Below are 25,654 nucleotides of genomic sequence, written 5' to 3'. Positions count from 1 at the left end.
TCGTCATAGAAAGGAAGAACGGGCGGCAATATGCAGTCCGTTCTTCCTTTTTTGTCTGTTTCTTTGTATATCGAGTTTATATCTCTTTTTCAAATCCTATCAGTCTCAGCTTTTTAACTGCTTCAATCTTTTAACTGCTCCAGTCTTTTAGCTGCTTCTTATAAGTCTCGGGCGGTGTCGTATTATAAGCCTGAAGCGAATAGAAGTAATCGAGAGCGGCCCGCCGGCAGGACTCCACATGTGTTTTCATCAGAGACTGCGCCTTATCGACGTCCTTTTCCAGCAGCGCATCGAGAATTCCCATGTGCTCTTCCCTCGCATCATGAATCTGCACTCGGTTCTGCTTGCTGGCAATAATAACCCTTGTATTGTCATCAAAGACTCTGTGCATCATATCGATAATGTAACGATTTCCGCAGTATTCAATAATAAATAAATGCATGGCAGTGTCCAGACGAAAGCTGTTGGGGATATCCTCGAAATCTTCCAGAAATTTTCCGCGAAACTGGATCAGTTCGCTTTCCGGCAGATAGGGAGCGGCCATGCGAAGCGCCACGGGCTCTATCTCGATTCTGGTCTGAAAAATCTGAAGCACATCGCTCAGTAAAATATCTGATACGTAAATTCCCTTTTTGGGCATGATCTTCACAAAACCATCCGATTCCAGCCTGCTGATGGCTTCACGGACAGGAGTGCGGCTGAATCCAAGATCCTCGGCAAGGCGAGCCTCGTTGAGCAGAGTCCCTGGCTCGTAGGTACAATCCAGTAACCGCTCTTTTATCGTTTCATAAGCTTTATTTTTTAAATCCCGATTGTTTGCTGCCATGGTTTTACACTCCTATTCTTTTGATACAAAGTATACAATAAGTATATTATACAACGGTTCGGAGAAAACAACAAGCATTATTTAAGAGGATTGCTTTTAAAGATTACCATTATTTTACAGAAGCTTTATAGTGGTTTATCTTCTATAATGGACGTATGATACTGTTGTAAATGATAATACGGCAAGGAATAAAAATAATAATATGTAAAAAGTGCACAAAAATATTGCTTGTATATCTACTATTTGAGCATTGAAAACAAAATAATCTTGTTGTATACTACAGATACATATCAAGTATGCATTAATGCGTGGGTTATAAATCCATGGAAATGTAACCCGTTAAGATCAGAGAAGAGAAAGGGGGAAGCAGCTGAGAGATGGTTAAGAGAGCGGAGGAGTTAGTTACAGAACAAAAGCCCAGCCCATTTAATGGCCCAGGGACAATTTCCTGCAAAGAGTTGTTGAAGGTGCCGGAGGAAATGTATGATAAGGGGCGTTTCTTCGGTCATACCACGGTAATGCCGGGATCAGGTATTGGTTATCACATCCACGAGAAGGAATCTGAGACCTATTACATTCTAAAGGGAACGGGCCGGTTTAATGACAATGGAACAGTTAAGATTGTGAAGCCGGGTGATGTAACATTTACCGGATCAGGAGAAGGACACGGTCTGGAAGCGGTGGGGGAAGAACCGCTGGAAGTGATTGCACTGATTCTGTTCCAGTAAAAAATGTGAACAAAATATTCCAATAAAGGAAAAGGGGAAGGAAGTACACACATATGAAAAAATTTACAGCAGTATTACTGGCAGCAGCAATGGCATTTTCTTTGACCGCATGCGGGGGAAACAGCGGCAGTACGACAACCGCGGGTCCCGAAGGTCAGACAACAAAGGAAGAACAGGCAAAGCCGGAGACGGATACGACCGTACAGACTGAGGCACAGACAGAGGCGGCCGGACAGCCGAAAGAAGGCGGCACACTAAAAATGGGGATGAGTGTAGAGTGTATGACGGCCGCCGCATGGCGTATCAGAAGCAATCAGGAGACTGTGACCTGGGGATTGGTTTATGAACCGCTGATTAAACTGGATGATGCAGGAAATCCGGTTGGTTATTTAGCCAAATCTCTGGAAGGAGATAAGGAGAATCTTACTTATACTGTAACACTTCGTGATGATGTGTATTTTTCAGATGGCTCACACCTGGATGCAGATGTTCTGTTATGGAACTTCGAGAATTTCAAGGAAAAATCCCAGACTTCCAGCACTCATTTTGGAAGCGTCGATTCATTTGAAAAAACAGGTGATTATACGGTAGTCATTCATTTGAATGAGTGGAACAGCCAGATACCGTATTCTTTAAACAGTGTACCAGGGCTTATGTATTCAAAGAAAGCGTTTGACGAGAACGGTGAAGAATGGTGTATGCAGAATCCGGTAGGAACCGGTCCTTATGTACTTGACAAGTGGGTAAATGACGATTCCAAGACCTTTAAGAAAAACGAGAACTATTGGAATAAAGATGCGACTGTATATTTAGATAGTGTAGAAACGAAGGTTATTGCCGATGAGATGAGTGCTCAGGCGGCGCTGTTAAATGGGGATATCAACGCATATTTCGGTGGAAGCACCTCTTTCCAGAACACCATGATGAAGGCCGGATTTGAAAGAGCGGCAAATAAGATGAATTACCGTATTTATTTCCTGATCTTTGCCAGTGATGTGGAAGGTTCTCCGTTAGCGGACGTAAAAGTGAGACAGGCAATCAGCTATGCTATTGATTCTCAGAGTATTGCTGAAAACGTTGATTTTGGCATTACCTTTGTGTCAAAGGAATATGCGGTAGAGGGAACTCCTTTCTATAATGACGCAGTCAAAGGATATGGATATGATGCAGTGAAGGCAAAGGAACTTCTTAAGGAAGCAGGTTATGAAAATGGGTTTACAACAACGGTTTACGCGGGAGTGGATCAGGCGCTGACCAGCTATCTTGTAGCAATCCAGGGATATTTAAAGGAAGTCGGAATTACGCTTAATATTGAAGAGCAGGAAACGGCAATCTGGACCTCCAAGGGAATTTACGATATTGACGAGGGTATGATTCTCGCAGGCCATGGATTTGGCGCGAACTTAGTTAATCAGCAGGTTTCCAACTTCTCCAAACGAGCAAGGGAAGGCGTTGGGATGCTGAAGGAATGCAAGCTGCATCCGGATGATTTAGACAATGCGATCATGAGTGCTTTGCAGGCATCTGATACGGCGGAGATGTTAAAATATGAGTTCCAGGCTCAGGAAATGATTATCGACGACTACTGTCTGGGCTATCCGGTGGTTATGAGTGAGGCGTATGTGACCATGATGAACAAGGATCTGGTAGATGCCCACTGCTTCGCCAATAATGATAACTTCCCGGATTTTACGGGTATTTACTTTAAATAAAGGAGACAGACAATGAACTCTTACATTACGTTTATTGTCAAGAAGGTTTTGTTGTCGATTGTTACCGTATTTGCCATTTCCATATTTGCTTTTCTAATCATGCAGATGACGCCCGGCGATCCGGTTCGTGCCATGCTGGGCGCGGAGGCTGATGAAGCGATTGTAGAGGCAACACGAACGGAACTCAATTTAGACAAGCCTCTTGTCGTACAGTATACACTCTGGCTGAGAAATGCACTTCGCGGTGATTTTGGGACTTCGCTTGTGCTGAATCAGGATATTGGAGAGATTCTGGCAACCCGCATCCCGGTCACATTGTCACTGACGATTCCAGCACTGATTATTTCACTGGTTCTGGGAATTCTGATCGGTGTGTTGTGTGCGGTGCACCGTGGCTCTGCCCTGGACCAGATCATGACGGTTTTAATGACCACGATGAATGGAATTCCGGTGTTCTGGATTGGTATCATGATGATGTACTTTTTCGGAGTAAAACTGGGATGGCTTCCGTTAATGGGATATACAAGCCCCTTTGAGGATTTTGGACAATATGTGGCAAAGGCGGTCATGCCTGTCACCATCATGGCTTTTGGGCCGCTGTCTTCCATTGCGAGGCAGGTCCGGACAAATATGCTGGAGGTAATAAACCAGGATTACATCCGGACGGCCCGGGCCAACGGGCTGTCTGAAAGTTCAGTCAAATATAAACATGCCCTGAAGAATTCACTGATTCCGGTTATTACGTTGATTGCGCTTCAGGTTCGGTCACTGGTAGGAGGTTCTCTTCTGGGAGAGCAGGTATTTTCCATTGCGGGCATGGGACGTCTGATCATGGTATCAGTTATGAATAAGGATTACCTCGTCGTACAGGCAACAGTTTTTGTGATTTCACTTTTTGTAGTGGTCTGTAATCTGATATTGGATATTTCTTATGGCCTGGTAGATCCGAGAATCCGGTTAACCGGTGGAAAGGGGAGATAACGCTTGAAGAATACGAAAATAAAATCATTCTTAAGAACCTTTTTCAGCCGGGGAATCATCATCAAGATTTCCGTAGTGATTGCATTTGTATTCATTGCCGGCGCAGTGTTTGCTCCTGTGATTGGCCGCTACGATCCGAATGCTATCGAGTTGAACAATGCGCTTAAAGCATCAGGGAACGGCCATATTTTTGGTACTGACGCCTACGGGCGAGATGTTTTTACAAGACTTCTGTATGGCGCCAGAATTTCCCTGCTGGCCAGCGTGTTTTCCTGTCTTGCTGCGGCCATCATCGGAATGTTGCTCGGGCTGTTGGCAGGTTATTATGAAAAGGCGGCAGCGCTTATTATTATGAGGTATGTGGATATTCAGCTTTCTATTCCACCACTTCTGTTTACTATTGTCATCGGCCTGGTCGCCGGCCACGGATTGGGGGGGCTGATATTTGCTATCAGTTTTGGTCTGATTCCGGGATTTACAAGGCTTATGTATGGAATCGTGCTTTCTATTAAGGAAAGTGATTACATCGTAGCGCTTCGGCTGGCCGATATAAAGAGCTACAAGATTATATTAAAGCATTTGCTGCCAAACAGTTTTCCTTCCATGATTGTCATGTTTGCCACAAATTTAGGCTCTGCCATCATGCTGGAATCTACGCTGAGCTTTCTGGGAATCGGTATTCAGATGCCGACGGCTTCCTGGGGAAACATGGTGTCGGATGGATATTCTTACCTCTTCACCAACCCTACGCTGGCACTGCTTCCCGGTGTCTGTATCACGCTGATCGTGGTGGCCTTTAACATTATTGGTGACGGCTTAAGAGATGCGCTGGATCCTAGATTAAGGGGGAAACTGTGATGGAAGAGAACAGATTATTGGATGTAAAAGATTTAAAAGTATCTTTTTTTACTCCTTCCGGTGAGGTCAAAGCGGTCGGGGGTGTATCGTACCATGTGGACAGAGAAGAGGTCATTGCTATCGTAGGAGAGTCCGGATGCGGAAAATCCGTCACGCAGATGTCCGTAATGCAGATGATTCCTGATCCACCGGGGAAAATCCTGGGAGGAGAGGTTTGGTTTGAAGGCAAGAATCTGCTGGAGTACAAACCAAAATCAAAAGATATGAGATCGGTCCGGGGGGCACAGATATCCATGATCTTTCAGGAACCAATGACCGCGCTGAATCCTGTTTTTACAGTCGGAAACCAGCTTTCAGAGGTAATCCGCACTCATATGAAGGTCAGTAAAAAAGAAGCATGGAAGATCGGGATACAGTCTTTGGAAGCCGTAGGAATCCCGGACCCTGAAGAACGAATGAAAAACTATCCGTTTGAAATGAGCGGAGGAATGCGCCAGCGTGTGCTGATTGCGATTGCAGTGGCATGCAGGTCCAAGCTGATTATTGCGGATGAACCGACGACTGCTCTGGATGTGACGACGCAGGCTCAGGTAATGGAACTGCTGCTTAATGTTGTAAAACAGTATAAGACGTCTCTGATTGTTGTTACCCATAATCTGGGACTGGTATCCCGCTATGCGAAGCGAATTTACGTTATGTATGCGGGACGGGTTGTGGAATGCGGAACAACGGAGGACTTGCTCACCAGGCCGAGACATCCGTATACCATGGGGCTTCTTAAGGCAGTTCCAAGGCTGGACGATGACAAGGAGCAGGATCTGATACCGATTCACGGTGCGCCGCCCAACCTTGCAAAGCTGCCGGAAGGCTGTTATTTTATGCCGCGATGCCCCTATGCATGTGATAAATGCAAAAATTCAAACTATCCGGAATTTAAGGAAGTGGGGGAGCGTGGACATTTTGCAGCATGCCATCTGGATATAAAGGAGGGCGGGGAGTGAGTAGAGAGATGAAAAAAGAGCCGATCCTTAAAGTAGAACATTTGAAGATGTATTTCCCGCTTACGAAAGGTTTTATGAAAAAAACTGGCGGCGTGGTAAAAGCCGTTGATGATATCTCCTTTTCTGTGGAAAAGGGAAAAACCCTGGGAATTGTGGGAGAGTCGGGGTGTGGTAAGACGACTACCGGCAAATGTATTTTACAGATTAACAAGCCCACAGAGGGGAAAATCCTCTATGAGGGACAGGATTTAATCACTATGGACCGGAGTCATCTAAAGGATTGCAGAAGAGATATTCAAATGATATTTCAGGATCCGTTTGGCTCGCTGGATCCACGGCAGAAGGCATTTTCCATTATCCGGGAGGTGCTGGTGGAAGAGGGCGGCTATCACGGAGCCGATGAAGTCAAAAATAAGGTGAATGAACTTCTGGTAAAGGTTGGTCTGTCAGAGGAGATGGGGGAGCGGTATCCCCACGAGATGAGCGGCGGGCAGAGACAGCGTCTGGGTATTGCGAGGGCGTTGGCCTGTGATCCTAAAATTATTATCTGCGATGAGCCGGTATCAGCTTTGGACGTCTCCATTCAGGCGCAGATTATCAACCTGTTTAAAGAATTGCAACGGGAAATGGGATTGACGTATATTTTTGTTGCCCACGATCTGGCTGTGGTCCGCCATATCGCTGACGTGATAGCGGTTATGTATCTGGGGCGGATTATGGAAATGATGGAAGCTGTTGAACTCTATAAAAATCCAATGCATCCATATTCGCAGGCGCTTTTGTCCGCGATTCCAATCGTGGATTACTATGAGGAACAGAAGAGGGAACGTATTCTGCTGAAGGGGGAGGTACCGAGTCCGATTCACGCACCTTCCGGCTGCCCGTTCCATCCGAGATGCCCTTATGCCTCTGAAAAGTGCAGGACAGCACCTCCTGATCTCAAGGATGTGGGGAACGGTCACTATGTGGCATGTTATCATGTGGATAAAAACTGATTTAGGAAACTATAAATTAACAGAAGAAAAAGGAGAAGGATTATGTCAGCAAAAAAATCAATCAGACAGCTGTTGGAAGCAAAGGAATTTATCTGGGCACCGTGTATTTATGACTGCGTTTCTGCCCGTGTGGTGGAGAAGTGCGGCTACAATGCGTGCCTGATCAGCAGCTGTGAGCTGGAATTTGCCATGAATGGTATTCCTGCCGGGCTGTACAATTGGGAAGAGTATATCTGGGCTACGGAGCGTATTGCCGGTTCCACGACACTTCCAGTCATCGTGGATGGAGAAAACGGCGGTGGAACACCACTGGCGGTCTATCGCAACTGCAAGCGCCTGGCGGAGGCCGGTGCCATGGCAATCTCGATTGAGGATACACTTTCCGGTGGGGTAGCGGTTGACTATTTTTATGGACATGGCCGTGGATATATGGATAGAGAGCTTTGGGCCGCTAATGTTCACGCCGCGGTAGATGCGGTTAAGGGAACCGACTGCATGATTATTGCCCGTACGGACTGCAAGGGCGGCGGTGCCGCACAGACTGGAGCGATCGCTGACAATCCATTCTGCCTGGGACTGGAAGAAGCAATTCTGCGTGCGAAGATGGGGGTGGAAGCAGGCGCAGAAATTACCATGATCCAGAATATCTGCCATGCTGGCTGTGAAGAAGAGTGCAGGAGAATTGCCAGAGAAGTTCCGGGCTACCATTTCTATCCGGATGTGCACGCTACAGACGGAGTTCCGGACGCGACTCTGGAACAGATGGAGGAATGGGGATTCCAGCTTGTATCCAATCATGCTGCCATGAAGGGTGCAACAAAGGGTATGATGGAATACTTCAGTGAGAACTTTAAAAATAAAAATACAGTTTATACAGAAAATGATGAGTTCTACGATATGGGCCATATCTTTACGCCGTTCAAGATGGAGGACTGGATCGAGAGAGATAAGAAATACATTGCTTATGAAGCGGAGTTGAGAGAGAAAAACAAATAGAGTGGAGCAGTTAGGGCTTCAGGCAGAGTTTCACTTTGCCTGAAGCCTTTTTAATAACGCCTCCTGAAGAATCTGTGAGAAATTAAGACCGGCGTTCGATGCTGCTTCATTCAGCCATTCGGGGATCGTCAGCGTCTTCTTAACGGCTTTGCTGCGGTACTTTTTTCGATATACCATGGTGTCGCACAGAATGTAATTAACAAATTGGCCTTCTTTAAGTATAATATCTTCCAAATTGCCTGGCGGAGGGATGACGCGGTTGTTCGCTTCATATTCATATAGAACCAGGGCCAGGGCATCCTGTGCCATCTCGATGCCGTCCTTTAAGTCGTCGCCGCAGGTATAGCATCCTTCCAGATCCGGAAAATGGATAGACCATCCGGTTGATTCTGGTGTAAAGATGGCAGGATAAACGTATTTATTCATGTAAATGCTCCTTTTTCATGATGAAATTCTGACATGGATACTCCTGTATCTGTCAGAATAGAGTTCAAAGTACCTGTTGGGATCTCTGATTTGTGCCGGGGGACCGGGAACTGCCGGTCGGTGACGGGGCTGTACCAGATATCATGCTTCTTTCCATTTCGGTATAGGTAACATCCATGTTTCTTTAGTAATTTTAATAGATCTTTCGTTTTCATTATTTCTTCTTTAATATAACACGTATTAATACGTGTGTCAAGCGGCGGTTAGCGTAACATTAAATTTATATTTTATGCATTTTATGAATATTAAAAAAGTAAGCATAAAGGGAGAAGAATGATAGGAATTCCGGTATTTAAAGGATTTAGAAAATTGGAATTATTAGAAGATCGGAATAAAATCTCATTTACTATTTAGTATCCAGTGTACCAGAACATAATATGAAAATCAATCAGTAATATTCGAATGATGTGTCAAATATTTTATACTTGATTTAATCTTCAATCGTAGTATAATGTACCTGTAATCAAAAACGGGGTGCTCGCTGAAAGCGGGCTGAGAGTAGGCTGTTTTGCCTTGACCCATTAACCTGATTTGGATAATGCCAACGTAGGGAACATAAAAAAGCATGTATTTTATGCTGCAATGATACCTGTGGGTGTTATTGCAGCTTTTTTTAGTCCTTACCAAAGAAGAAAAGGAGAATATCATGTTAAAAGAATGTCTGGAAAATGTCAGAATGAAATCACCGCTGGTTCATAACATCACTAATTACGTCACGGTAAACGACGTAGCCAACATCCTGCTGGCCTGCGGAGCGAGTCCGATTATGGCGGATGACAGGAACGATGTGGAGGACATCACCGCAATCTGCGGCGGTTTAAACATTAATATCGGCACGCTGAATCAAAATACGGTTCCGTCCATGCTGCTGGCCGGAAAAAAAGCCAATGAGCTGGGGCATCAGGTCCTGCTGGATCCGGTTGGAGCGGGAGCGGGTACATTTCGGACCGAGACGGCTTTAAATCTGATGAGGGAAGTGCGCTTCGATGTGATCCGCGGAAATATTTCCGAGATCAAGACACTGGCCAGAGGCTTTGGACGCACGAAAGGCGTCGATGCGGATGCGGCAGACGCTGTAACGGAGGACAATCTTTCCGGGGCTGTCACATTTGTGAGGGAAATGGCGGCTGGCCTTGGCTGCATCATCGCGGTTACCGGTGCGATCGATCTGGTATCTGACGGAAACAGCACTTACGTGATCCGCAACGGCCGGCCGGAAATGGGTCAGATTACCGGAACCGGATGTCAGCTTTCCGGGCTTATGACCGCATATCTGACTGCAAACCCGGACAATCGTCTGGAAGCGGCAGCAGCATCTGTCTGCGCCATGGGACTTGCGGGTGAGATCGGATGGAGCCATCTGGAAAGCTATGAGGGAAATGCCACATACCGGAACCGGATTATTGACGCAATTTACCGGCTGGATGGCGATACACTGGAGAAAGGAGCCAGGTATGAAATTAGACAGTGACAGCCTGCTTAACAGCAGCAGCCTTCTGCTGTATGCAGTAACAGACAGAAGCTGGCTGGGAGAGGAGACTCTGTACAGTCAGGTGGAAAAGGCGCTGGAGGGCGGCGCCACAATGATTCAGTTAAGAGAAAAGGATCTGTCGGAAGAGGCATTTCTGGCTGAAGCCAGGTCCATCAAGGAGCTGTGCGGGCGTTATGGAGTGCCGTTTTTAATCAACGACAGCGTAGAGATCGCAGCAGCCGTGGACGCAGATGGTGTTCATGTAGGGCAGAGTGATATGGAGGCCGGAGATGTCCGCCGGAGACTTGGTGAAGGAAAGATCATCGGCGTATCGGCGCAGACCGTGGAACAGGCGCTTCTGGCGGAGAAGCACGGAGCCGATTACCTGGGGGTAGGAGCCGTATTCCATACGGGTACGAAAAAAGATGCCAGCGATGTGAGCGGTCAGACGTTAAGGGACATCTGCGCGGCGGTACATATCCCGGTCGTGGCGATCGGCGGAATTACAGCGGATAATATGAAGCATTTGGCAGGAAGCGGTATCTGCGGCGTAGCTGTCGTGAGCGCCATCTTCGCTGAGGACGATATCGAGGAGGCCGCCAGGAGGTTGAAATGCGTGGCCGCGGCTGTAACAGAAAAGGAATAAAAACCAGCATCACAAAGTCAGAGAAAGGAACGACCGATGAAGGGAGCCATTTTTGATATCGACGGAACACTTCTGGATTCCATGTCCATGTGGGATCATGCCGGAGAGTGGTATTTAGCCCGCCTCGGCATCAAGGCCGAACCGGGACTTGGAAGACGTCTGCTTCCCATGAGCATGGAGCAGGCGGCCGGATATATGAGGGAGCAGTACTGCCTGACACAGACCGAAGCGGAAATTGTAAGCGGCGTGGAAGAAACCGTAAGCCGGTATTACAGGGAGGAAGTTCTTCCGAAAGCAGGGGTTCCGGAGTTTCTTACCCAGCTTGGAAAACACGGTTTTGTGATGGCTGCGGCGACCTCCAGCAGCCGGAAGGAAGTGGAGGCGGCGCTTTCCCGATGCGGTCTTAAGGCGTTCTTCCGGCAGATATTTACCTGCGCGGAGGTCGGGGCTGGAAAGGACCGGCCGGATATCTATTACGAGGCTCTCTCCTGTCTTGAAACAGAAAAAACGCGGACATGGGTGTTTGAGGACGCCCTCCATGCGGCAGTAACCGCGAAACATGCAGGATTTGCGGTTGCAGGAGTATATGATGAGGCCAGCGGAATGGATCAGGAAGCGTTAAAGAAGATTTCCGATTACTATTTAAAGGATTTCAAAGATTTCCCCGCCTTTTACCGGATTGCTTCCGGGGCAGGTGAATGAAAATGAAATAGATTGAGGCGGTGAACTGCTGTAAATCCACCATGGCAGCACCGCCCCGCAGACCAGCGGCAGATTGGGGGCACCACCTTCTGTCGCTTAACAAAATGTAAAGATTCAGCTGTGCGGCTGAATCATTACACAAAATTAATGCGAAGAGGAGAAAGAAAAATGAGAACAGCATTAACAATCGCCGGGACAGATCCCAGCGGAGGCGCCGGAATTCAGGCAGATTTGAAGACAATGACCGCCCACAGGGTTTACGGTATGAGCGCTATCACGGCCGTCGTAGCCCAGAATACTACCGGCGTAACAGGTATCATGGAGGTAACTCCGGAATTTTTGGCAGAGCAGCTTGACGATGTATTTACGGATATTTTCCCGGATGCGGTGAAGATCGGTATGGTTTCGTCCAGCGCTCTGATCAAAGTGATTGCAGAAAAACTGAAGCAGTACCACGCGAAGCATATCGTCCTCGACCCTGTCATGGTAGCGACGGCGGGATCGAAGCTGATCAGCGACGAGGCCATATCCACGCTGAAGGAAGTGCTGATTCCGCTGGCGGATGTGATCACACCCAATATTCCGGAGATGGAAGTGTTGTCCGGTATGACGATTCAGTCAGATAAGGATATGGAACGGGCTGCAAAGTCGGTAGGGGATATCTGCCACTGTGCCGTTCTCTGCAAAGGCGGCCATCAGCTTAACGATGCCAATGATCTCCTGTATGCGGATGGGGAGATTCTCTGGTTCTACGGAAAACGGATTGCCACTTCCAATACCCACGGCACCGGCTGCACGCTGTCCAGCGCCATCGCTTCTAACCTGGCAAAGGGCCGCGGACTTGCGGAATCTGTGCGCAGGGCAAAGGCGTATTTATCCGGTGCACTCGGAGATATGCTGGATTTGGGAAAGGGAAGCGGCCCCATGAACCATGCATTTGCCATCGTGGGAGAGTATGGCGATGGAAAATAAAGGGACAAGCACTTTAAGCAACGGTCTGATCTGGTTTGGAGCCGGTGTCTCCATAGCGGAGATTCTGACCGGAACGTATCTGGCGCCTCTGGGATTTGAAAAAGGGCTGGCAGCCATTTTGCTGGGACATTTAATCGGCTGCACCATGCTGTTTTTCGCCGGCCTTATCGGAGGCATGAAACGGCTCAGCGCCATGGAGACGGTGAAGCTCAGCTTCGGCGGTAAGGGCTGCCTCCTGTTTGCCGTGTTAAATGTTCTGCAGCTGGTGGGTTGGACCGCGATCATGATCTATGACGGTGCGCTGGCGGCTAACAGCATTTACGGCACCGGCGCCTGGATCTGGTGTCTCGTGATCGGGGGCCTGATTATTGTCTGGATCTTGATCGGACTTAAAAATCTGGGAAAACTCAATACAGTGGCCATGGGGCTTCTGTTTATTTTGACGCTGATTCTTGGAAAGGTGATATTTTCCGGCCACGGCGGAAGCGTCCTCGTATCGGAAGAGGGGATGAGCTTCGGTGCGGCGGTGGAACTGTCTGTGGCTATGCCGCTTTCCTGGCTTCCGTTAATCAGCGATTATACGAGAGAGGCGAAAAAGCCGTTTCAGGCAACGCTTGCGAGCACACTGGTCTACGGTGTGGTCAGCTGCTTCATGTATATCATCGGAATGGGAGCGGCGCTCTTTACCGGTACATACGATATAGCAGTGATCATGGTCAAAGCGGGGCTGGGTGCTGCCGGGCTGTTCATAATTGTTCTCTCCACGGTTACCACTACGTTTCTGGACGCTTTTTCCGCCGGTGTCTCCAGTACGGTAATATCCGGGGCGGTTAAGGAGAAATGGGCGGCCATCGCGGTTACGGTGATCGGTACGATCGCAGCCATCGTGTACCCTATGGACAATATTACCAATTTCCTGTATCTCATTGGTTCCGTGTTCGCACCGATGATTGCGATCCAGATCGCCGATACGTTTATTTTCGCGGGCAACGAGCCAGGCGGACATGCTGGCATGTCCATCTGGCGACTGCTGCGGAAGTCAAATACGCCGTCGCTCGCGGCGGAGTGTTTGACTCTGAAAAATGATTTTCGAACTGTACGGTTCCACGTCCCCAACCTGGTGATCTGGGCATGCGGGTTTGTCCTCTACCGGATTCTGATGCATGTGGACACTCCGGTGGGTAATACACTGCCGGATATGGCGGCTACGATTGGCATCTGTCTCGTATATCATGCGGTCAGCAGTGCGGCCGGCAGTAAAAAGGTGAATAAGGCAGAGCCGGAGAGCGTGTAATAAGTTTCGTAAATATATAGAAATTCCCCCCAAAATATGATAAAATGAAAATTGTCTGCAAACAGCCGCGGCGCTTGATGACCGCGGCTGTTTTTTAGCAGTAACCAGGTTAGAATACCATGCTGGTATTGTAATAATAAATGTGAAAGGAGGTAACGGTATGGAACTGAAAAATATAATTAAGCGGAGGGCTTTGTTAGGGTAGCTCTCCCAAAGGAGCAGAAGATGGATTATATAGGAAATAATAAAGCAGCCTGGGAAGAGGCATTTGACCATAAACAGGATGGTTGGGGGGAAGAGAACTATAAGCGTTTACTGAACGAGAATCTCCCGTTTTTTTGTAAGGACATGGCGGCGGAGCTGCGGTCCATGGATTTTAAAGGAAAGAGCGCGGCACAGTTCTGCTGTAATAACGGGCGGGAGCTGCTGTCTCTCATGCAGCTTGGCGCGGAGAGCGGAACCGGATTTGATATTGCGGAAAATATCATCGCACAGGCGTCTGAAACCGCTGAAAAGGCAGGAATTTCGAACTGTCGGTTTGTCCCGTGTAATATTCTGGATATTGATAAGAAGTATCACAACAGCTTTGATTTTATTCTGTTTACAATCGGAGCGATTACATGGTTTGAGGATTTGAAGCCGCTGTTTCAGAAGGTATCGGACTGCTTAAAGCCAGGCGGTATCTTATTGATTCATGATTTTCACCCAGTCATGAACATACTGCCCATGCCGGGCGAGCCTGAATTTGATGGGGAGCATTTAAACAGAGTTGTCTATTCTTATTTCAGAAATGAACCATGGATCGAAAACGAGGGGATGGGATATATGTCTGAACCGTATGAGTCAAAGACATTCACCAGTTTCTCCCATACCATGTCGGCCATAATCAACGCGGTCAGCGATTCACAGATGAGGATCGTAAGGCTGAAGGAGTTTGATTATGATATCGGCTTAACTGAAGTGTATGACGGAAAGGGATTTCCGTTGTCTTATATACTCACTGCTGAAAAATGCAGATGATTGTTCTGAGGGAGGGCGAAAGCAGAAGATGCTTTCGCCCTTTGTGTTTTTCAGAGAAATTTTCCTTCTGTTAAATTTTCCATTTTATTTAAATCCTTTCTTAAGTTTTCCGCGTTATATTATATGTAACACAAAGGAAGCCAGACAAAACCGGGCAGAAATCAGAAAAAGGGCGGTGATGGGGAGTGAATGAGAAAGAGATAATCAGGAGGATTAAACAGGGCGAAAAGGCGCTGTTTGAGACCGTGGTAAAAGAATACTATCAGGAAATCTACCATTTCTGTTTCTATAAGACGGGAGATGCGGAGAGCGCTTATGACTGCACCCAGGAGACGTTCCTCCATGTGATCCGGTTTCTGGATGGGTATACGGAGCGGAATCATTTCCGGGCCTGGATTTTTGGAATTGCGCGGAACGTGTGCAGCGATTTCTTCCGCAGCAGGAAATTCGTAACCATGGAAGAGGAGGCGCTGGAAGGCGTACAGGAGGAAGAGGAGGGATACCGCCGGGCGGAAATGCGGGACAGCGTACAGGCGGCATTAAACAGGCTTCCGGAGATGCAGAAGGATGTGATTATTCTGAGATTCTATTATGATATGAAGCTGAAGGAAATCGCCGCGGTCGTGGGGGCGGGAATCCCCACCGTGAAATCCAGATTGAAACAGGGAATGGAAAAGATGAGGCAGTTCTTAGAAAAGGACGGTGATTTACAGATATGAAATGGGTGTTTGGAGTCTCCGAAGAGGAGAAAGCGATGAGAAATGTACTGAGGCAGCATGAGGCGCCGGATATGACAGCCCTTCAGGAGCAGAAATTACGGATTCTATTAAGTGAGGAGCTGGATAAAAAGCGCCTGACACCGGCTCCGGGCATGTGGCGGCATATGTGGCGGCTGGCCCGGTTTATATCGCCGTCGGTCTGGATTTTACAGGCAGTATTTCTGCTTTTGGCCATATGGGTTTCTGGCAGGCAGACGGAGGAATGGTATCTCTGGAATTTGTCGGCCATGATTCCGTTTCTGGGCGTGATCTGTGTGCCGGAGCTTACAAAGAGCTTCAGCCTTGGAATGTGGGAACTGGAACAGAGCTGCTGCTTCAATTTAAGAAAGCTGATGGCTGCCAAGATGGCGGTCCTGGGAACCGTGGATGGCGTGTTCCTGATTTTTCTGATGGCGGCTGTGGGAAGCCGGGGAACCGGATTTACGGAGGCCGTCCTCGCCGTGCTTCTGCCGTTCCAGGTATCGAACGCGGTATATCTGGGGCTGTTTCAAGTGCTGAAACGCCACTGCAGCGGGTATGCACTCACCGCGGCGGGAATTTTTATGGCGGGAGGAATCCTGATGCTCAGGCAGTATCTTCCGGAGCTGCCCGTTACGGTTTCGGCTGGAATGGCGGCAGGTATCGGAATAGCGGGCTTCGTACTCCTGCTTGTGAGCGGATACGGGGTAGTAAAACAGATGGATAGAGAGGAGACAGTCATATGGAACTTCGGATAGACAGACTGACGAAACAGTATGGAGCGAAAATTGCGGTGGACCGCATGGATTTCACCCTGAAAGCGGGGGTATATGGACTTTTGGGCGCCAATGGGGCGGGGAAGACTACGCTGATGCGTATGATCTGTGATATTTTGAGACCGACCTCGGGGGAGGTGCTCTACGACGGGCGGCCTATCTCGGAACAGGGGGATGCCTACCGGATGGTTCTCGGCTATCTGCCCCAGCAGTTTGGCTATTATCCGGAATTTACAGCGAATAAATTCATGATGTATATGGCGGCGCTGAAGGGGCTGGGGAAGAGCACCGCAGCGGCAAAGACACTGGAACTTCTGGAGCTGGTAGGGCTGTCCGAGGTGAAAAACAAGAAGATTAAGACATTTTCCGGCGGGATGAAACAGAGGCTGGGAATCGCACAGGCCATGCTCAATGATCCGGAGATCCTCGTTCTCGATGAGCCGACCGCAGGGCTGGATCCGAAGGAGCGGGTGCGGTTCCGAAATCTGATCAGTTCTTTTTCCAAGGATAAGATTGTGCTTTTGTCCACCCATATCGTCTCCGATATTGAATACATTGCCAATGAGATTCTCGTCATGAAAGCGGGAAAACTGGTTCATCAGGGAAAACCGGAAGAAGTGACGAAGGAGATCACGGGATTCGTCTGGGAATGCAGAGTACCGGCCAGTGAAGCGGATCGCTGGAATGAAAAGTATACTATTGGAAATTTGAGAAATGAAGGCGATTACTCCATACTGCGGGTGATTTCCGAGCGTAAGCCTGCCGGAAATGCCGTTCCGGTGAAACCAGTTCTGGAGGATTTGTACTTGTACTATTTTGAGGAGGAGAATAGTTAATGAAACAATTAATAAAATTCGAATTTTCTAAACTATTAAAAAAGAAGCTTGTTTTCATCGCGCTGGGGGCGTTTGCCCTTATTTACGCTACCATGCTCTGGTCGTGGATCTTTGGAAATGAATGGGCTGTCACGCAGGAGGGGGAGCAGATTTACGGAACTGAGGCGGAGCGGTACAACACGGAGATTGCAAACCGTTTTGCCGGTCCCCTGACCGATGAGAAGGTGCAGGAGATTCTGGCCGCGTTTCCGAGAACGGATGGGATGACGACAGGAGACGTGTCCAACAATACGTATTATCCGGTTGCGAATCTGTTTGCGGAGCGGGATGGAACGTGGAACGGCAAAACGGTGCAGGAGGTATTTCCGGAATTCGATGAGCCTCCGGTGATCGGTATGTCCAGCCGGTGGGAATCCTTCTTATACAGCATGATGTATATCGTTCTGATGTCCGGAATTCTGGTGGTCATTATCGTTTCCCCTGTCTTTTCCGACGAGTATACCAGCGGGATGGACGCTTTGATTCTTACCTCACGGTATGGGAAGAAACGGTGCGTCCTGGCAAAGGTGATATCTGCGTTCTGCTTCAGCATCACGATGGAAGCGGTAATTCTGCTGGTGGGATTTTTGCTGTTTGCCGCCGGGCGCGGACTGGAGGGATGGAATACAGATATCCAGCTGAGTGAGCTGATGGTATTTTCGAGGATTGCGCAGCCGCTCAAATGCTATGAGGCGGCGTTCCTGACGGCGTTTCTGGCGATGATGTCCACCATCACAGTGACCGGTCTTACCCTGCTGTTTTCAGTCCTTTGTCCGACCTCCTTTGTATCCATTATCCTGGCGGCCGTCACTTATCTGGCTCCCATGTTTTTAAATCCGGGAAGCCAGACGGCAAGGCGCATACTGATGCTGTTTCCTGTGAACAGCATCAGCGTTTCGGGAGTCATGAGCGTGGGCGGCTTTACGGCGGGGAGTCTGACCATTCCGCTTCTCGCTGCAGTCGGGGGCGTCGCGGTCGTGATGGCAGCTGCCGGCACTGGCGGGTGCAGATGCATTTTTTCGAAACATCAGGTCTGTTGAACGCCATGGCCTGCGCACTGGACTCTATAAACCGCGTTTCCAGCCGATGGAATCGTGTTTTTCGCACATTCCCAGCCGCTGGTGATGGAGGGAACGATTATATTTAAGATTATTAAACGGCTGCATGAATGACGGCGGACCTCCGGATCCTAAATAACGGCGATCCTTTTATCCGGAGTATCCTACAAAAAGGAATCTGGCTTAAAGAAAATTCGATTGACAGATTCCTTTTTCTGTGATAACTTATGAAAGAGACTTTATAAAGGTATTTTAGTAATGAGGGCTGATAAAACTTCTGCATAGGAAAGGAGGCGCGCATGGGAGCGGATGCAAAGCTGATGAAGGAATTGAATAAGCGGCAGCTTCGCCGGATCCTCCGGCAGTGTAAGGAGGCGACCAAGCCTGAGCTGGCGGATCGTACCGGATTGAGTGTGGTCACGATCAACAGCCTTCTGGAGGACTTGTTGAAGACAGGGGAGGTTGTGCAGTCGGGGCTGGCCCCTTCCGGGGGAGGACGCCCCAGCACGCGGTACCAGTACCGGCCCGATTACCGGTATGCGGTGCTGCTGTACGGCCATCAGAGTGAAGGAAGAAATCTGATGCATTTGGCTGTCGTCAATCTGATGGGCGAGTGTGTATGGCGGAAAGAAGAGTATTTCGACGAGATCCTGGTGGAGAGCTTTGAGGCGGTTCTCGACGATGTGATCGGCCGATTTCCGGAAATCAGTCTGCTGGCATTTGGACTCCCGGGGGAGGTGGTGGATGATGTGGTGACCATTCATGATTACCAGGCGCTCGTCGGGCCGGAATTTATGGCCCATTATAAGGAACGCTACCATCTTCCGGTAGTCTTCGAGAACGATATCAATGCCATGACATACGGCGCCTGCCGGGAAGGGGACGTGGAAAAGGCCACGGTGGCGGGAATTTATCTCCCGAGAATTTATCCGCCGGGCGCAGGACTCGTAATTCAGGGGAAAATCTATTATGGAACGTCCCACTGCGCTGGCGAGCTCGCCGGTCTTCCCGTGCCGGTTTCATGGGATTCACTGGATTATGGGCGAGAGAACGACGTCCTGGAGAACCTAAAGCTTCTGACCGCGGTGTATGGGTTTACAGTAGCTCCGGAAACGCTCATATTTTATGGTGATTTCTTTACAGGGGAGCTGCAGGAGCAGCTGAGGGCATACAGCGGGAGGCTTCTGGAAGGGAAATTCCATATGGATCTTATCTTCGCAGAAAATCTGGAACGGGATTACGAAGAAGGAATGAAGCGGCTGGCCCTGGAAGCGCTGTGGGAAGAAATGGAATAAAGATGAAGAAGTGATGAAACAGTGATGAAACAGAGACAGAATCGAACATGAGGAGGAAGTAAAGATGAATCAGAGAGAAAGAATGTTAAGCGAACTGCCATATAAGGCGTGGGAGGATGGACTCGAGGAGGAGCGGAAGGAGAGCAGAAAACGGGTTCACCGTTATAACAATCTGCCTCCGGAGGCGGAAAAAGAGAAAGATGCGCTGATCCGTGAGATCTTCGGAAAAACGGGTGAGAATATCTTTGTGGAGGCGCCGTTCCGCTGTGATTATGGAACCCACATTGAAGCCGGAAATAATTTCTATGCGAATTTCAACTGTGTTATCCTGGATGTGGCAAAGGTGGTAATCGGCGAGAATGTCATGTTTGCCCCCAATGTGGCGGTCTATACGGCTGGCCATCCGGTTCATCCCGATTCGAGAAACAGTGGATATGAGTACGGAATCGGCGTGACAATCGGGGATAATGTCTGGGTCGGCGGAAATTCCGTCATCAATCCGGGCGTCCATATCGGCAATAACGTTGTAATCGGTTCCGGCAGCGTTGTGACAAAGGATATTCCTGATAATGCGATAGCCGTGGGCAATCCCTGCCGTGTGATCCGCTATATTACGGAAGAAGACCGGAAATACTATTTCAAAGACCGGGAGTTTGACGTAGACGATTATAAATAGGAAGGACCGCCAGCGTGTGAAACTTTTGTGATCTTTCCCTGAGAATTATTTACAGTTTCCTACTATCGTGGTATGATATGGCTGATTTCTGGAAAATGATGTGATACGAAAGGAGAATGCCATATGACGATGATGGAACGATTGATTGGTTACTTAACAGGCCATTTTGATAATTCGCAGCAGCTGGAACGGTTCGAAAGAGAAGGGATCACCGGTTATCCCAGGGCGGAGCACAGGAATACCGTGTGCAATGACCGGATAACGGGGCTGCCGGCAGATTTTTCCGGAGTATTCGTTCTGGAGGAGAGCTATTATACGACGGACGGCAAGACGAATGCAATGCCGCATCTGTTCCTGTTTACGGAGGAAGAGGGAGGCATCAAGCTGACTTCCTACGATATGCCGGAGGGATACACGAAGGAGAACTTTACCAGCGAGAACTTAAAAGAGACTGCATGGGAAAGTCTGAAGATTTCAGAGAAGTTCACGCCGATCATTTATCACGAGGAGAACGGAGCCTTTGTGGGAAAAGGTGTCAGCATGTTTTCGCCGGTGCTGAAATTTAAGCTGGAGGAGAGATTCGACAGTGAGGTGCTGGAGGTCTCAGAGACCTTCGAGGTGAACGGAAAACGGACGTTTGGATATGATCTGCCGTTGGAATATAGAAGAGTGTAGTCTTTGTTGAATATTTTCAGATAGTTAGTGATCCGGGGGCGGAAGCCCCCGGTTTTTTTGTACTGACAGAGGTTAAACTGTTACGACAGAGGAAGCAATCTTTTCCCAACACGTTTACATTTCCCCTACAACGCGGTAAAATACAAGGAACATGATATACAAGGAACATGACATACTCCCAGGAGGCAAAATGATTCCCAGAAATGAAATTCTAAAGCGCCTTCGCGCGCAGATCAACGTAAATGGACACATTATAGGTACGGTGGCAGGCTCGGGCATGACTGCCAGATATTCGGCCATGGGAGGGGCGGATTTACTTCTGGCGCTGAGCGCCGGGAAGTTCAGGATTATGGGAAGAAGCTCCTTCTCCAGCTATCTGTGTTATGGCGACAGCAACACGATCGTGATGGATATGGGCTGCAACGAACTGCTGCCGATCATAAGGGATACGCCGGTGCTTTTTGGCCTGTTTGCCAGTGATCCGATGATCAATCTCTATGATTATCTGCAAAAGATCCGTGAAAATGGTTTTTCCGGCGTTGTAAATTACCCGACGCTGTCACTGATTGACGGGAAGTTCGGGGAAGCACTGAGCGAAGAGGGGAATACCTATGAGAAGGAAGTGGAGGCCATTAAGCTGGCTCACTTTCTTGATTTATTCACCATTGCCTTTGTCGTGGACGCGGAGCAGGCCAGGAAGATGACGCTGGCCGGAGCCGATGTGATCTGCGCTCATCTGGGGCTGACCAAGGGCGGATTTCTGGGGGCGAAAAAGTACATCTCCATCAATGATGCGAGAAAGATATCGGACGAGATATTCAATGCCAGTGACGAGATACGAAGCGATGTCATAAAGATGATCTATGCCGGACCGGCCAATACGCCGATCGACATGCTGTATCTGTACCAGAATACAAAATGTCAGGGCTACATAGGCGGTTCAACCTTCGACCGGATTCCTACGGAACGGGCGATTTTAAATACGACGAAGGCGTTCAAAAGCTACGGAAGCTTTGATGAAAAAGACCCCATGTCTAAGCTTCTGAACGGAAACTGGAATCCGGGCGATTACGTGGAATTTGTGAAAAAATATATCGAAGAGCACTATATGAAGGAAATTCAGCTGAGGGATTTGGCGGTGGTAGCCCACGTGTCCGGTTCTTATTTAAGTGTCAAATTTAAGAAGGAAGTCGGATGCAGCTTCACAGAGTATCTGGTGCGGTTCCGTATGAACAAGGCGAAGGAATTGTTCGAACAGAAAAATTCCTCCTGCAAGGAGGTTGCCGCCATGGTAGGATATGAAGATTACGCCCAGTTTTCCAGAATGTTTAAGAAGTTTACGGGCATTCCGCCGGTGGAATATGCAAGGAAAGGGAGAGAAACACAAATACGTTCAGGAGGAAGCTTATGACTGTCGACGTGAAAAATGTGAAAATGGAACTGTTCGTGCCGGAAGCGTATGTTGAACCAATACGGGAGGCGCTGACGCTGATCGGTGCATGCCGGGTCGGTAACTACGATCACGTGGTCTCTTACCATAGTATAAAGGGGACATGGAGACCATTGGAAAACAGCAATCCCTTTAACGGGGCAATTGGAGAAATTTGCTGCGGCACTGAAGTCAAAATGGAGATGCGCTGTCCGGTTGAACTGGCAGAGAATGCGGTCAATACGGTTAAAAAGATTCACCCATATGAGGAACCGGTCATAAATGTCATTCCGCTATTGGAGTTTTAACGGGGAGTTAAGCCGGAAGTATTTTCATAAAAAGGAGGAGTTGTGGGAGTCAGTAAAAAAGGAAAACGGAAAATTATGATAGACGGGAACGTGTACTGGTGGTTTGCAGAGGAGGGGGCCGGGGGCGAACCGGTATGCAGTATTTACGCCCAAATACATCGAGGAGTTAATCCGAATAGGAATTTCAGATAATTTCAACGCTTTAGGAGGGGAATGATATGTTTCAATCGATTTTTCAGAAGACAATGGCTGAGGAGAACTGGCAGGAAGTCCAGAAACAGGGGGCTGAGAATATACCGGCACTTTTTCCTCTGGGCGTTATTGAAGAGCATGGACCGCATCTTCCGTTAGGCTCTGATATTTACTGGAGTTATGCGATGTGCAGGAATGTGAAGGAAAAACTAAAGCATGTGGGGAAAGAGAGTGTGATACTTCCGCCGTACTATTGGGGAGTGAATCACTGTACCGGGAGCTTTCCGGGGACATTTTCGCTGAAGCCGGAGACTATGAGGCAGGTGCTGTTTGAAATATTTGAAAATATAAAGGATTTTTCCTTCCGCCAGGTATACTGCTTTAATTATCATGGAGATTCCTTCCATGTAAACAGTATTATTGAAACAATTAAAGAAGTGAACGAAAAGCTGGATCTTTCGGTCAAACTGGTCGTGGATGCAATGGATTTACCACTGTATGGATGGCGGGGAGATGAGAATTTTCTGTTGGTTGTGGATCCGGACTATCCAGTGGAGTGGTTTGAAGAGGAAGAACCTTCAGAACACGGATTGCTGGATATTCATGCAGGTGCGTTTGAGACTGCGGTTCTTCATTATTTTTGTCCGGAACTGGTTGATTTGAAGACTGCGGAACAGTTGGTCTCATCATCGCTGAATGAGGAAGGCATGGAAAAATGGCTCCAGGGCGGCAGTGTAATCAGGGAGGCGGCTCCTCTGGGCTATGCGGGTAATCCGGCGGGGCATCGCGCTGTCGCCAAACACGTGGCGGAAATGCTGGATATGCAGGTGGAAAATATCGTTAGCCAAATGAGGCTATGATGGAAGGCAGGATAAAATGGAACTGAATTATAGAAAAGCCGTGCTGGACGATGCGGAACTTCTGATTGAAATGTATAATGCGGCCTTCCATGCGGATTACATTCGCTACGGGGAATGCCCGGCGTATGGGAAGACGAAGGAAGCGATGGAATTATCCATTGCCGGATTTCCCAAATACATTATTTTGAGTAAGGAAGTCCCTGTTGGTGTGATTTCTCTCGTGAACAGAGGGGATGGACAGTACCATCTGGGGTGTTTATGTATTATCCCGGAATATCAGGGGAAGGGAATCGGTTCCCGGGCATTTCGGCATATGCTGTCTGTTTTTCCTGACTGGAAGCGGATTACGCTGGAAACGCCTGCGGATAAAGAGGAGAACATCGCATTCTATACGAAAAAATGTGGATTTCATACTGGGAATAAGGAGATGGATGGAAATGTGGAGGTTATTACTTTCTATATGGAGCGCTAAGGAAGATTGCGCGTTTAGGAAATCAATGCATATATGAAATAGAAGATCACTTTATATAATTGAAAAAAGATCAAATCATGAACAGAGAGGCAGCGGTACAGCAAAAGTACCGCTGCCTCTCATTTTTGTACCCAAAAGTAAAAAAGCGGGAAAACGCATCTCCAGGCGCTGCAAATCGCTTTAAATTCTAAATCTAATATAAACACAAGGATAGTTAATAAAAACAACAACATTTAGAAATATAAACACAAGAGAAGATAAATTAACAACATTTATTCAGAAATGAGGGAAGTGTACAATATATTTGTAGCAGGGAAGCAAAAACGGGGATAGAAATACAGCGAAAATCACGGCCGGGTTTCGCTGAAAAGAAGGAGAGGTTTACATGAAAACAATAGCAATCGCAGGAACCTTTGATACGAAAGGAAAGGAATATCTCTATGTAAAGGGACTGGTTGAGGAGCTGGGGCTGCACGCATTAACCATACATACCGGCGTGTTTGAACCAGAGTTTACGCCGGACGTGTCCAACGCGGAGGTGGCAGCCGCGGCCGGATACGATATCCGCGCCATTGTGGAACGAAAGGACCGGGCCATGGCGACAGAGGCGCTGTCGAAAGGAATGGAGACACTGGTTTTGCAGCTGTACGGGGAAGGCAGGTTTGACGGGATTCTGTCATTTGGAGGTTCAGGGGGAACTTCCATGGTGACTCCGGCCATGCGGGCGCTGCCCATCGGAGTTCCCAAGCTTATGGTGTCAACCATGGCTTCCGGCAACGTGGAGCAGTATGTGGGCACCAGCGACATTGTGATGATGCCGTCCATTGTAGATGTAGCCGGGCTGAACTCCATCTCAAAGGTGATTTTCAGAAATGCGGTCCTTGCCGTCTGCGGAATGGTGAGGCTGAAAGAGGAGCTGAAGCCGGAGACAGGGGATCACAAGCCTCTGGTTGCTGCGACCATGTTCGGTGTTACGACGCCGTGTGTTGGATTTGCAAAGGAGTGTCTGGAGACGCATGGGTATGAAGTCCTGGTATTTCATGCGACCGGTACCGGGGGGCGGACGATGGAAGCGCTGACGGACGCCGGATTTTTTAAGGGCGTGTTGGACCTGACCACGACGGAGTGGTGTGACGAGGTGGTGGGCGGAGTCCTGGCAGCAGGCCAGACGCGCTGTGAGGCGGCGGCCCGCGGCGGGGTTCCCCAGGTAGTTTCCGTAGGGGCCATGGATATGGTGAATTTCGGGCCGTTCGATACGGTTCCGCAGAAATTTGCGGGAAGAAATCTCTATAAACATAACCCGACCGTTACCCTGATGAGGACCACGGCCGCTGAAAATAGAGAGGTTGGAGAAAAGCTGACTGAGAAGCTGAATCTGGCTTCCGGAAAGACTGCGCTGCTGCTTCCGTTAAAAGGCGTATCGGCCATCGACGCGGAGGGCCAGCCATTCTACGGACCAAAGGAAGATCAGGTGCTGTTTCAGACACTGCGTGACGGGGTGAACCGGGACGCTGTTGAGATCATGGAACTGGATTACAACATCAACGATAAGGAATTTGCCGTATGTGCGGCTGAAAAATTAATGGAACTTATGGAACGAGAAGCATAAGAAC

28 protein-coding genes and 1 riboswitch are annotated in these 25,654 nt (G+C 48.5%); of the genes, 25 read left to right on the top strand and 3 right to left on the bottom strand.

Translation table 11 applies throughout. The features are described from left to right. Positions 1-130: 130 nt before the first annotated feature. Positions 131-826 (bottom strand): GntR family transcriptional regulator, encoded by a 696-nt coding sequence (locus H8S75_RS15145; protein ID WP_002601112.1) that lies wholly within the window; start codon positions 824-826, stop codon positions 131-133. 377 nt (positions 827-1,203) lie between these two features. Between H8S75_RS15145 and H8S75_RS15140 the strand changes: the two genes are divergently transcribed. From H8S75_RS15140 to H8S75_RS15110, 7 genes are read left to right on the top strand one after another with little or no spacing between them, the layout of a single operon-like run. Beyond that, on the top strand, positions 1,204-1,554 hold the full coding sequence (locus tag H8S75_RS15140) for a cupin domain-containing protein (protein WP_187022347.1): 351 nt from the start codon (positions 1,204-1,206) through the stop codon (positions 1,552-1,554). A 53-nt stretch (positions 1,555-1,607) separates the two neighbouring features. After that, complete coding sequence (locus H8S75_RS15135) at positions 1,608-3,266, top strand: ABC transporter substrate-binding protein (protein ID WP_187022346.1); 1,659 nt, start codon at positions 1,608-1,610, stop codon at positions 3,264-3,266. Between the two features lie 12 nt (positions 3,267-3,278). Then, complete coding sequence (locus tag H8S75_RS15130) at positions 3,279-4,247, top strand: ABC transporter permease (RefSeq protein ID WP_110321529.1); 969 nt, start codon at positions 3,279-3,281, stop codon at positions 4,245-4,247. Positions 4,248-4,250: 3 nt separating this feature from the next. Beyond that, entirely contained in the window at positions 4,251-5,105 is an 855-nt protein-coding gene (locus tag H8S75_RS15125; protein ID WP_207729147.1) for an ABC transporter permease, read from the top strand. Beyond that, positions 5,105-6,106, top strand: coding sequence for an ABC transporter ATP-binding protein (locus tag H8S75_RS15120; protein ID WP_187022345.1), 1,002 nt, complete (start codon positions 5,105-5,107; stop codon positions 6,104-6,106). Before H8S75_RS15125 ends, H8S75_RS15120 begins: the two co-directional genes overlap by 1 nt. Further along, positions 6,103-7,101: an ABC transporter ATP-binding protein gene (locus H8S75_RS15115; protein ID WP_349768931.1), complete on the top strand. Its 999-nt coding sequence runs from the start codon at positions 6,103-6,105 to the stop codon at positions 7,099-7,101. The genes H8S75_RS15120 and H8S75_RS15115 overlap by 4 nt, the downstream gene beginning before the upstream one ends. 42 nt (positions 7,102-7,143) lie before the next feature. Then, positions 7,144-8,097, top strand: a complete 954-nt coding sequence (locus tag H8S75_RS15110; RefSeq protein ID WP_187022344.1) for an isocitrate lyase/PEP mutase family protein — start codon at positions 7,144-7,146, stop codon at positions 8,095-8,097. Positions 8,098-8,127: 30 nt separating this feature from the next. On the opposite strand, the gene H8S75_RS15105 is transcribed toward H8S75_RS15110, so the two are convergent. Beyond that, positions 8,128-8,523 (bottom strand): type II toxin-antitoxin system HicB family antitoxin, encoded by a 396-nt coding sequence (locus H8S75_RS15105; RefSeq protein WP_187022343.1) that lies wholly within the window; start codon positions 8,521-8,523, stop codon positions 8,128-8,130. Beyond that, positions 8,520-8,738, bottom strand: a complete 219-nt coding sequence (locus H8S75_RS15100) for a type II toxin-antitoxin system HicA family toxin (RefSeq protein WP_187022342.1) — start codon at positions 8,736-8,738, stop codon at positions 8,520-8,522. Before H8S75_RS15100 ends, H8S75_RS15105 begins: the two co-directional genes overlap by 4 nt. 305 nt (positions 8,739-9,043) lie before the next feature. Then, a riboswitch (TPP riboswitch) is annotated at positions 9,044-9,153 on the top strand. A 76-nt stretch (positions 9,154-9,229) separates the two neighbouring features. Between H8S75_RS15100 and thiM the strand changes: the two genes are divergently transcribed. The 18 genes from thiM to H8S75_RS15010 all read left to right on the top strand — a co-directional run bounded on the left by thiM (position 9,230) and on the right by H8S75_RS15010 (position 25,650). Then, positions 9,230-10,054, top strand: a complete 825-nt coding sequence (thiM, locus tag H8S75_RS15095) for a hydroxyethylthiazole kinase (RefSeq protein WP_187022341.1) — start codon at positions 9,230-9,232, stop codon at positions 10,052-10,054. Next, on the top strand, positions 10,038-10,700 hold the full coding sequence (thiE, locus tag H8S75_RS15090; protein WP_187022340.1) for a thiamine phosphate synthase: 663 nt from the start codon (positions 10,038-10,040) through the stop codon (positions 10,698-10,700). Before thiM ends, thiE begins: the two co-directional genes overlap by 17 nt. Positions 10,701-10,736: 36 nt before the next feature. Then, complete coding sequence (locus tag H8S75_RS15085) at positions 10,737-11,402, top strand: HAD family hydrolase (RefSeq protein ID WP_187022339.1); 666 nt, start codon at positions 10,737-10,739, stop codon at positions 11,400-11,402. Between the two features lie 168 nt (positions 11,403-11,570). Then, positions 11,571-12,374: a bifunctional hydroxymethylpyrimidine kinase/phosphomethylpyrimidine kinase gene (gene thiD / locus H8S75_RS15080; protein ID WP_187022338.1), complete on the top strand. Its 804-nt coding sequence runs from the start codon at positions 11,571-11,573 to the stop codon at positions 12,372-12,374. Further along, positions 12,364-13,668, top strand: coding sequence for a putative hydroxymethylpyrimidine transporter CytX (gene cytX, locus H8S75_RS15075; protein ID WP_187022337.1), 1,305 nt, complete (start codon positions 12,364-12,366; stop codon positions 13,666-13,668). Before thiD ends, cytX begins: the two co-directional genes overlap by 11 nt. A gap of 225 nt (positions 13,669-13,893) precedes the next feature. Continuing rightward, positions 13,894-14,688, top strand: coding sequence for a class I SAM-dependent methyltransferase (locus H8S75_RS15070; protein WP_187022336.1), 795 nt, complete (start codon positions 13,894-13,896; stop codon positions 14,686-14,688). A gap of 185 nt (positions 14,689-14,873) precedes the next feature. Then, complete coding sequence (locus tag H8S75_RS15065; RefSeq protein WP_187022335.1) at positions 14,874-15,407, top strand: RNA polymerase sigma factor; 534 nt, start codon at positions 14,874-14,876, stop codon at positions 15,405-15,407. 35 nt (positions 15,408-15,442) lie between these two features. Beyond that, positions 15,443-16,183, top strand: a complete 741-nt coding sequence (locus H8S75_RS15060) for a hypothetical protein (RefSeq protein ID WP_243270279.1) — start codon at positions 15,443-15,445, stop codon at positions 16,181-16,183. Continuing rightward, positions 16,168-17,037 carry an ABC transporter ATP-binding protein gene (locus H8S75_RS15055; RefSeq protein WP_187022333.1) on the top strand — a complete coding sequence of 290 codons (870 nt, stop codon included), beginning with the start codon at positions 16,168-16,170 and terminating at the stop codon, positions 17,035-17,037. Before H8S75_RS15060 ends, H8S75_RS15055 begins: the two co-directional genes overlap by 16 nt. Next, a complete protein-coding gene (locus H8S75_RS15050; protein WP_187022332.1) occupies positions 17,037-18,116 on the top strand; it encodes an ABC-2 transporter permease in 1,080 nt (359 codons plus the stop codon). The genes H8S75_RS15055 and H8S75_RS15050 overlap by 1 nt, the downstream gene beginning before the upstream one ends. A 317-nt stretch (positions 18,117-18,433) precedes the next feature. Next, positions 18,434-19,429, top strand: a complete 996-nt coding sequence (locus H8S75_RS15045) for an ROK family protein (protein WP_187022331.1) — start codon at positions 18,434-18,436, stop codon at positions 19,427-19,429. A 64-nt stretch (positions 19,430-19,493) separates the two neighbouring features. Next, a complete protein-coding gene (locus tag H8S75_RS15040; protein WP_002601086.1) occupies positions 19,494-20,105 on the top strand; it encodes a sugar O-acetyltransferase in 612 nt (203 codons plus the stop codon). 123 nt (positions 20,106-20,228) lie between these two features. Then, positions 20,229-20,780, top strand: coding sequence for a hypothetical protein (locus H8S75_RS15035; protein ID WP_002601085.1), 552 nt, complete (start codon positions 20,229-20,231; stop codon positions 20,778-20,780). A gap of 190 nt (positions 20,781-20,970) precedes the next feature. Continuing rightward, complete coding sequence (locus H8S75_RS15030; protein WP_187022330.1) at positions 20,971-22,191, top strand: phosphoenolpyruvate hydrolase family protein; 1,221 nt, start codon at positions 20,971-20,973, stop codon at positions 22,189-22,191. Then, positions 22,188-22,517, top strand: coding sequence for a YqfO family protein (locus H8S75_RS15025; RefSeq protein WP_187022329.1), 330 nt, complete (start codon positions 22,188-22,190; stop codon positions 22,515-22,517). The genes H8S75_RS15030 and H8S75_RS15025 overlap by 4 nt, the downstream gene beginning before the upstream one ends. Positions 22,518-22,735: 218 nt before the next feature. After that, positions 22,736-23,569: a creatininase family protein gene (locus tag H8S75_RS15020; protein ID WP_187022328.1), complete on the top strand. Its 834-nt coding sequence runs from the start codon at positions 22,736-22,738 to the stop codon at positions 23,567-23,569. 16 nt (positions 23,570-23,585) lie between these two features. Next, on the top strand, positions 23,586-24,041 hold the full coding sequence (locus H8S75_RS15015) for a GNAT family N-acetyltransferase (RefSeq protein WP_187022327.1): 456 nt from the start codon (positions 23,586-23,588) through the stop codon (positions 24,039-24,041). Between the two features lie 385 nt (positions 24,042-24,426). After that, positions 24,427-25,650: a Tm-1-like ATP-binding domain-containing protein gene (locus H8S75_RS15010; RefSeq protein ID WP_187022326.1), complete on the top strand. Its 1,224-nt coding sequence runs from the start codon at positions 24,427-24,429 to the stop codon at positions 25,648-25,650. The last annotated feature ends 4 nt before the right edge of the window (positions 25,651-25,654 follow it).

The organism is Hungatella hominis (genome assembly GCF_014288005.1).
Classification (GTDB): Bacteria; Bacillota; Clostridia; order Lachnospirales; family Lachnospiraceae; genus Hungatella; species Hungatella effluvii.
This window is presented reverse-complemented; position numbering and strand designations above follow the sequence as displayed.

What these genes read in the sequence shown, in the direction of transcription:
- H8S75_RS15085 (WP_187022339.1), top strand. Translation starts at nt 10,737, where the DNA reads ATGAAGGGAGCCATTTTTGATATCGACGGAACACTTCTGGATTCCATG.
- H8S75_RS15135 (WP_187022346.1), top strand. Translation starts at nt 1,608, where the DNA reads ATGAAAAAATTTACAGCAGTATTACTGGCAGCAGCAATGGCATTTTCT.
- H8S75_RS15025 (WP_187022329.1), top strand. Translation starts at nt 22,188, where the DNA reads ATGACTGTCGACGTGAAAAATGTGAAAATGGAACTGTTCGTGCCGGAA.
- H8S75_RS15015 (WP_187022327.1), top strand. Translation starts at nt 23,586, where the DNA reads ATGGAACTGAATTATAGAAAAGCCGTGCTGGACGATGCGGAACTTCTG.
- H8S75_RS15145 (WP_002601112.1), bottom strand. Translation starts at nt 826, where the DNA reads ATGGCAGCAAACAATCGGGATTTAAAAAATAAAGCTTATGAAACGATA.
- H8S75_RS15140 (WP_187022347.1), top strand. Translation starts at nt 1,204, where the DNA reads ATGGTTAAGAGAGCGGAGGAGTTAGTTACAGAACAAAAGCCCAGCCCA.
- H8S75_RS15070 (WP_187022336.1), top strand. Translation starts at nt 13,894, where the DNA reads ATGGATTATATAGGAAATAATAAAGCAGCCTGGGAAGAGGCATTTGAC.
- thiD (WP_187022338.1), top strand. Translation starts at nt 11,571, where the DNA reads ATGAGAACAGCATTAACAATCGCCGGGACAGATCCCAGCGGAGGCGCC.
- H8S75_RS15100 (WP_187022342.1), bottom strand. Translation starts at nt 8,738, where the DNA reads ATGAAAACGAAAGATCTATTAAAATTACTAAAGAAACATGGATGTTAC.
- H8S75_RS15060 (WP_243270279.1), top strand. Translation starts at nt 15,443, where the DNA reads ATGAGAAATGTACTGAGGCAGCATGAGGCGCCGGATATGACAGCCCTT.
- H8S75_RS15045 (WP_187022331.1), top strand. Translation starts at nt 18,434, where the DNA reads ATGGGAGCGGATGCAAAGCTGATGAAGGAATTGAATAAGCGGCAGCTT.
- H8S75_RS15050 (WP_187022332.1), top strand. Translation starts at nt 17,037, where the DNA reads ATGAAACAATTAATAAAATTCGAATTTTCTAAACTATTAAAAAAGAAG.
- H8S75_RS15030 (WP_187022330.1), top strand. Translation starts at nt 20,971, where the DNA reads ATGATTCCCAGAAATGAAATTCTAAAGCGCCTTCGCGCGCAGATCAAC.
- thiM (WP_187022341.1), top strand. Translation starts at nt 9,230, where the DNA reads ATGTTAAAAGAATGTCTGGAAAATGTCAGAATGAAATCACCGCTGGTT.
- H8S75_RS15110 (WP_187022344.1), top strand. Translation starts at nt 7,144, where the DNA reads ATGTCAGCAAAAAAATCAATCAGACAGCTGTTGGAAGCAAAGGAATTT.
- H8S75_RS15035 (WP_002601085.1), top strand. Translation starts at nt 20,229, where the DNA reads ATGACGATGATGGAACGATTGATTGGTTACTTAACAGGCCATTTTGAT.
- H8S75_RS15040 (WP_002601086.1), top strand. Translation starts at nt 19,494, where the DNA reads ATGAATCAGAGAGAAAGAATGTTAAGCGAACTGCCATATAAGGCGTGG.
- H8S75_RS15120 (WP_187022345.1), top strand. Translation starts at nt 5,105, where the DNA reads ATGGAAGAGAACAGATTATTGGATGTAAAAGATTTAAAAGTATCTTTT.
- H8S75_RS15010 (WP_187022326.1), top strand. Translation starts at nt 24,427, where the DNA reads ATGAAAACAATAGCAATCGCAGGAACCTTTGATACGAAAGGAAAGGAA.
- cytX (WP_187022337.1), top strand. Translation starts at nt 12,364, where the DNA reads ATGGAAAATAAAGGGACAAGCACTTTAAGCAACGGTCTGATCTGGTTT.
- H8S75_RS15020 (WP_187022328.1), top strand. Translation starts at nt 22,736, where the DNA reads ATGTTTCAATCGATTTTTCAGAAGACAATGGCTGAGGAGAACTGGCAG.
- thiE (WP_187022340.1), top strand. Translation starts at nt 10,038, where the DNA reads ATGAAATTAGACAGTGACAGCCTGCTTAACAGCAGCAGCCTTCTGCTG.
- H8S75_RS15055 (WP_187022333.1), top strand. Translation starts at nt 16,168, where the DNA reads ATGGAACTTCGGATAGACAGACTGACGAAACAGTATGGAGCGAAAATT.
- H8S75_RS15105 (WP_187022343.1), bottom strand. Translation starts at nt 8,523, where the DNA reads ATGAATAAATACGTTTATCCTGCCATCTTTACACCAGAATCAACCGGA.
- H8S75_RS15130 (WP_110321529.1), top strand. Translation starts at nt 3,279, where the DNA reads ATGAACTCTTACATTACGTTTATTGTCAAGAAGGTTTTGTTGTCGATT.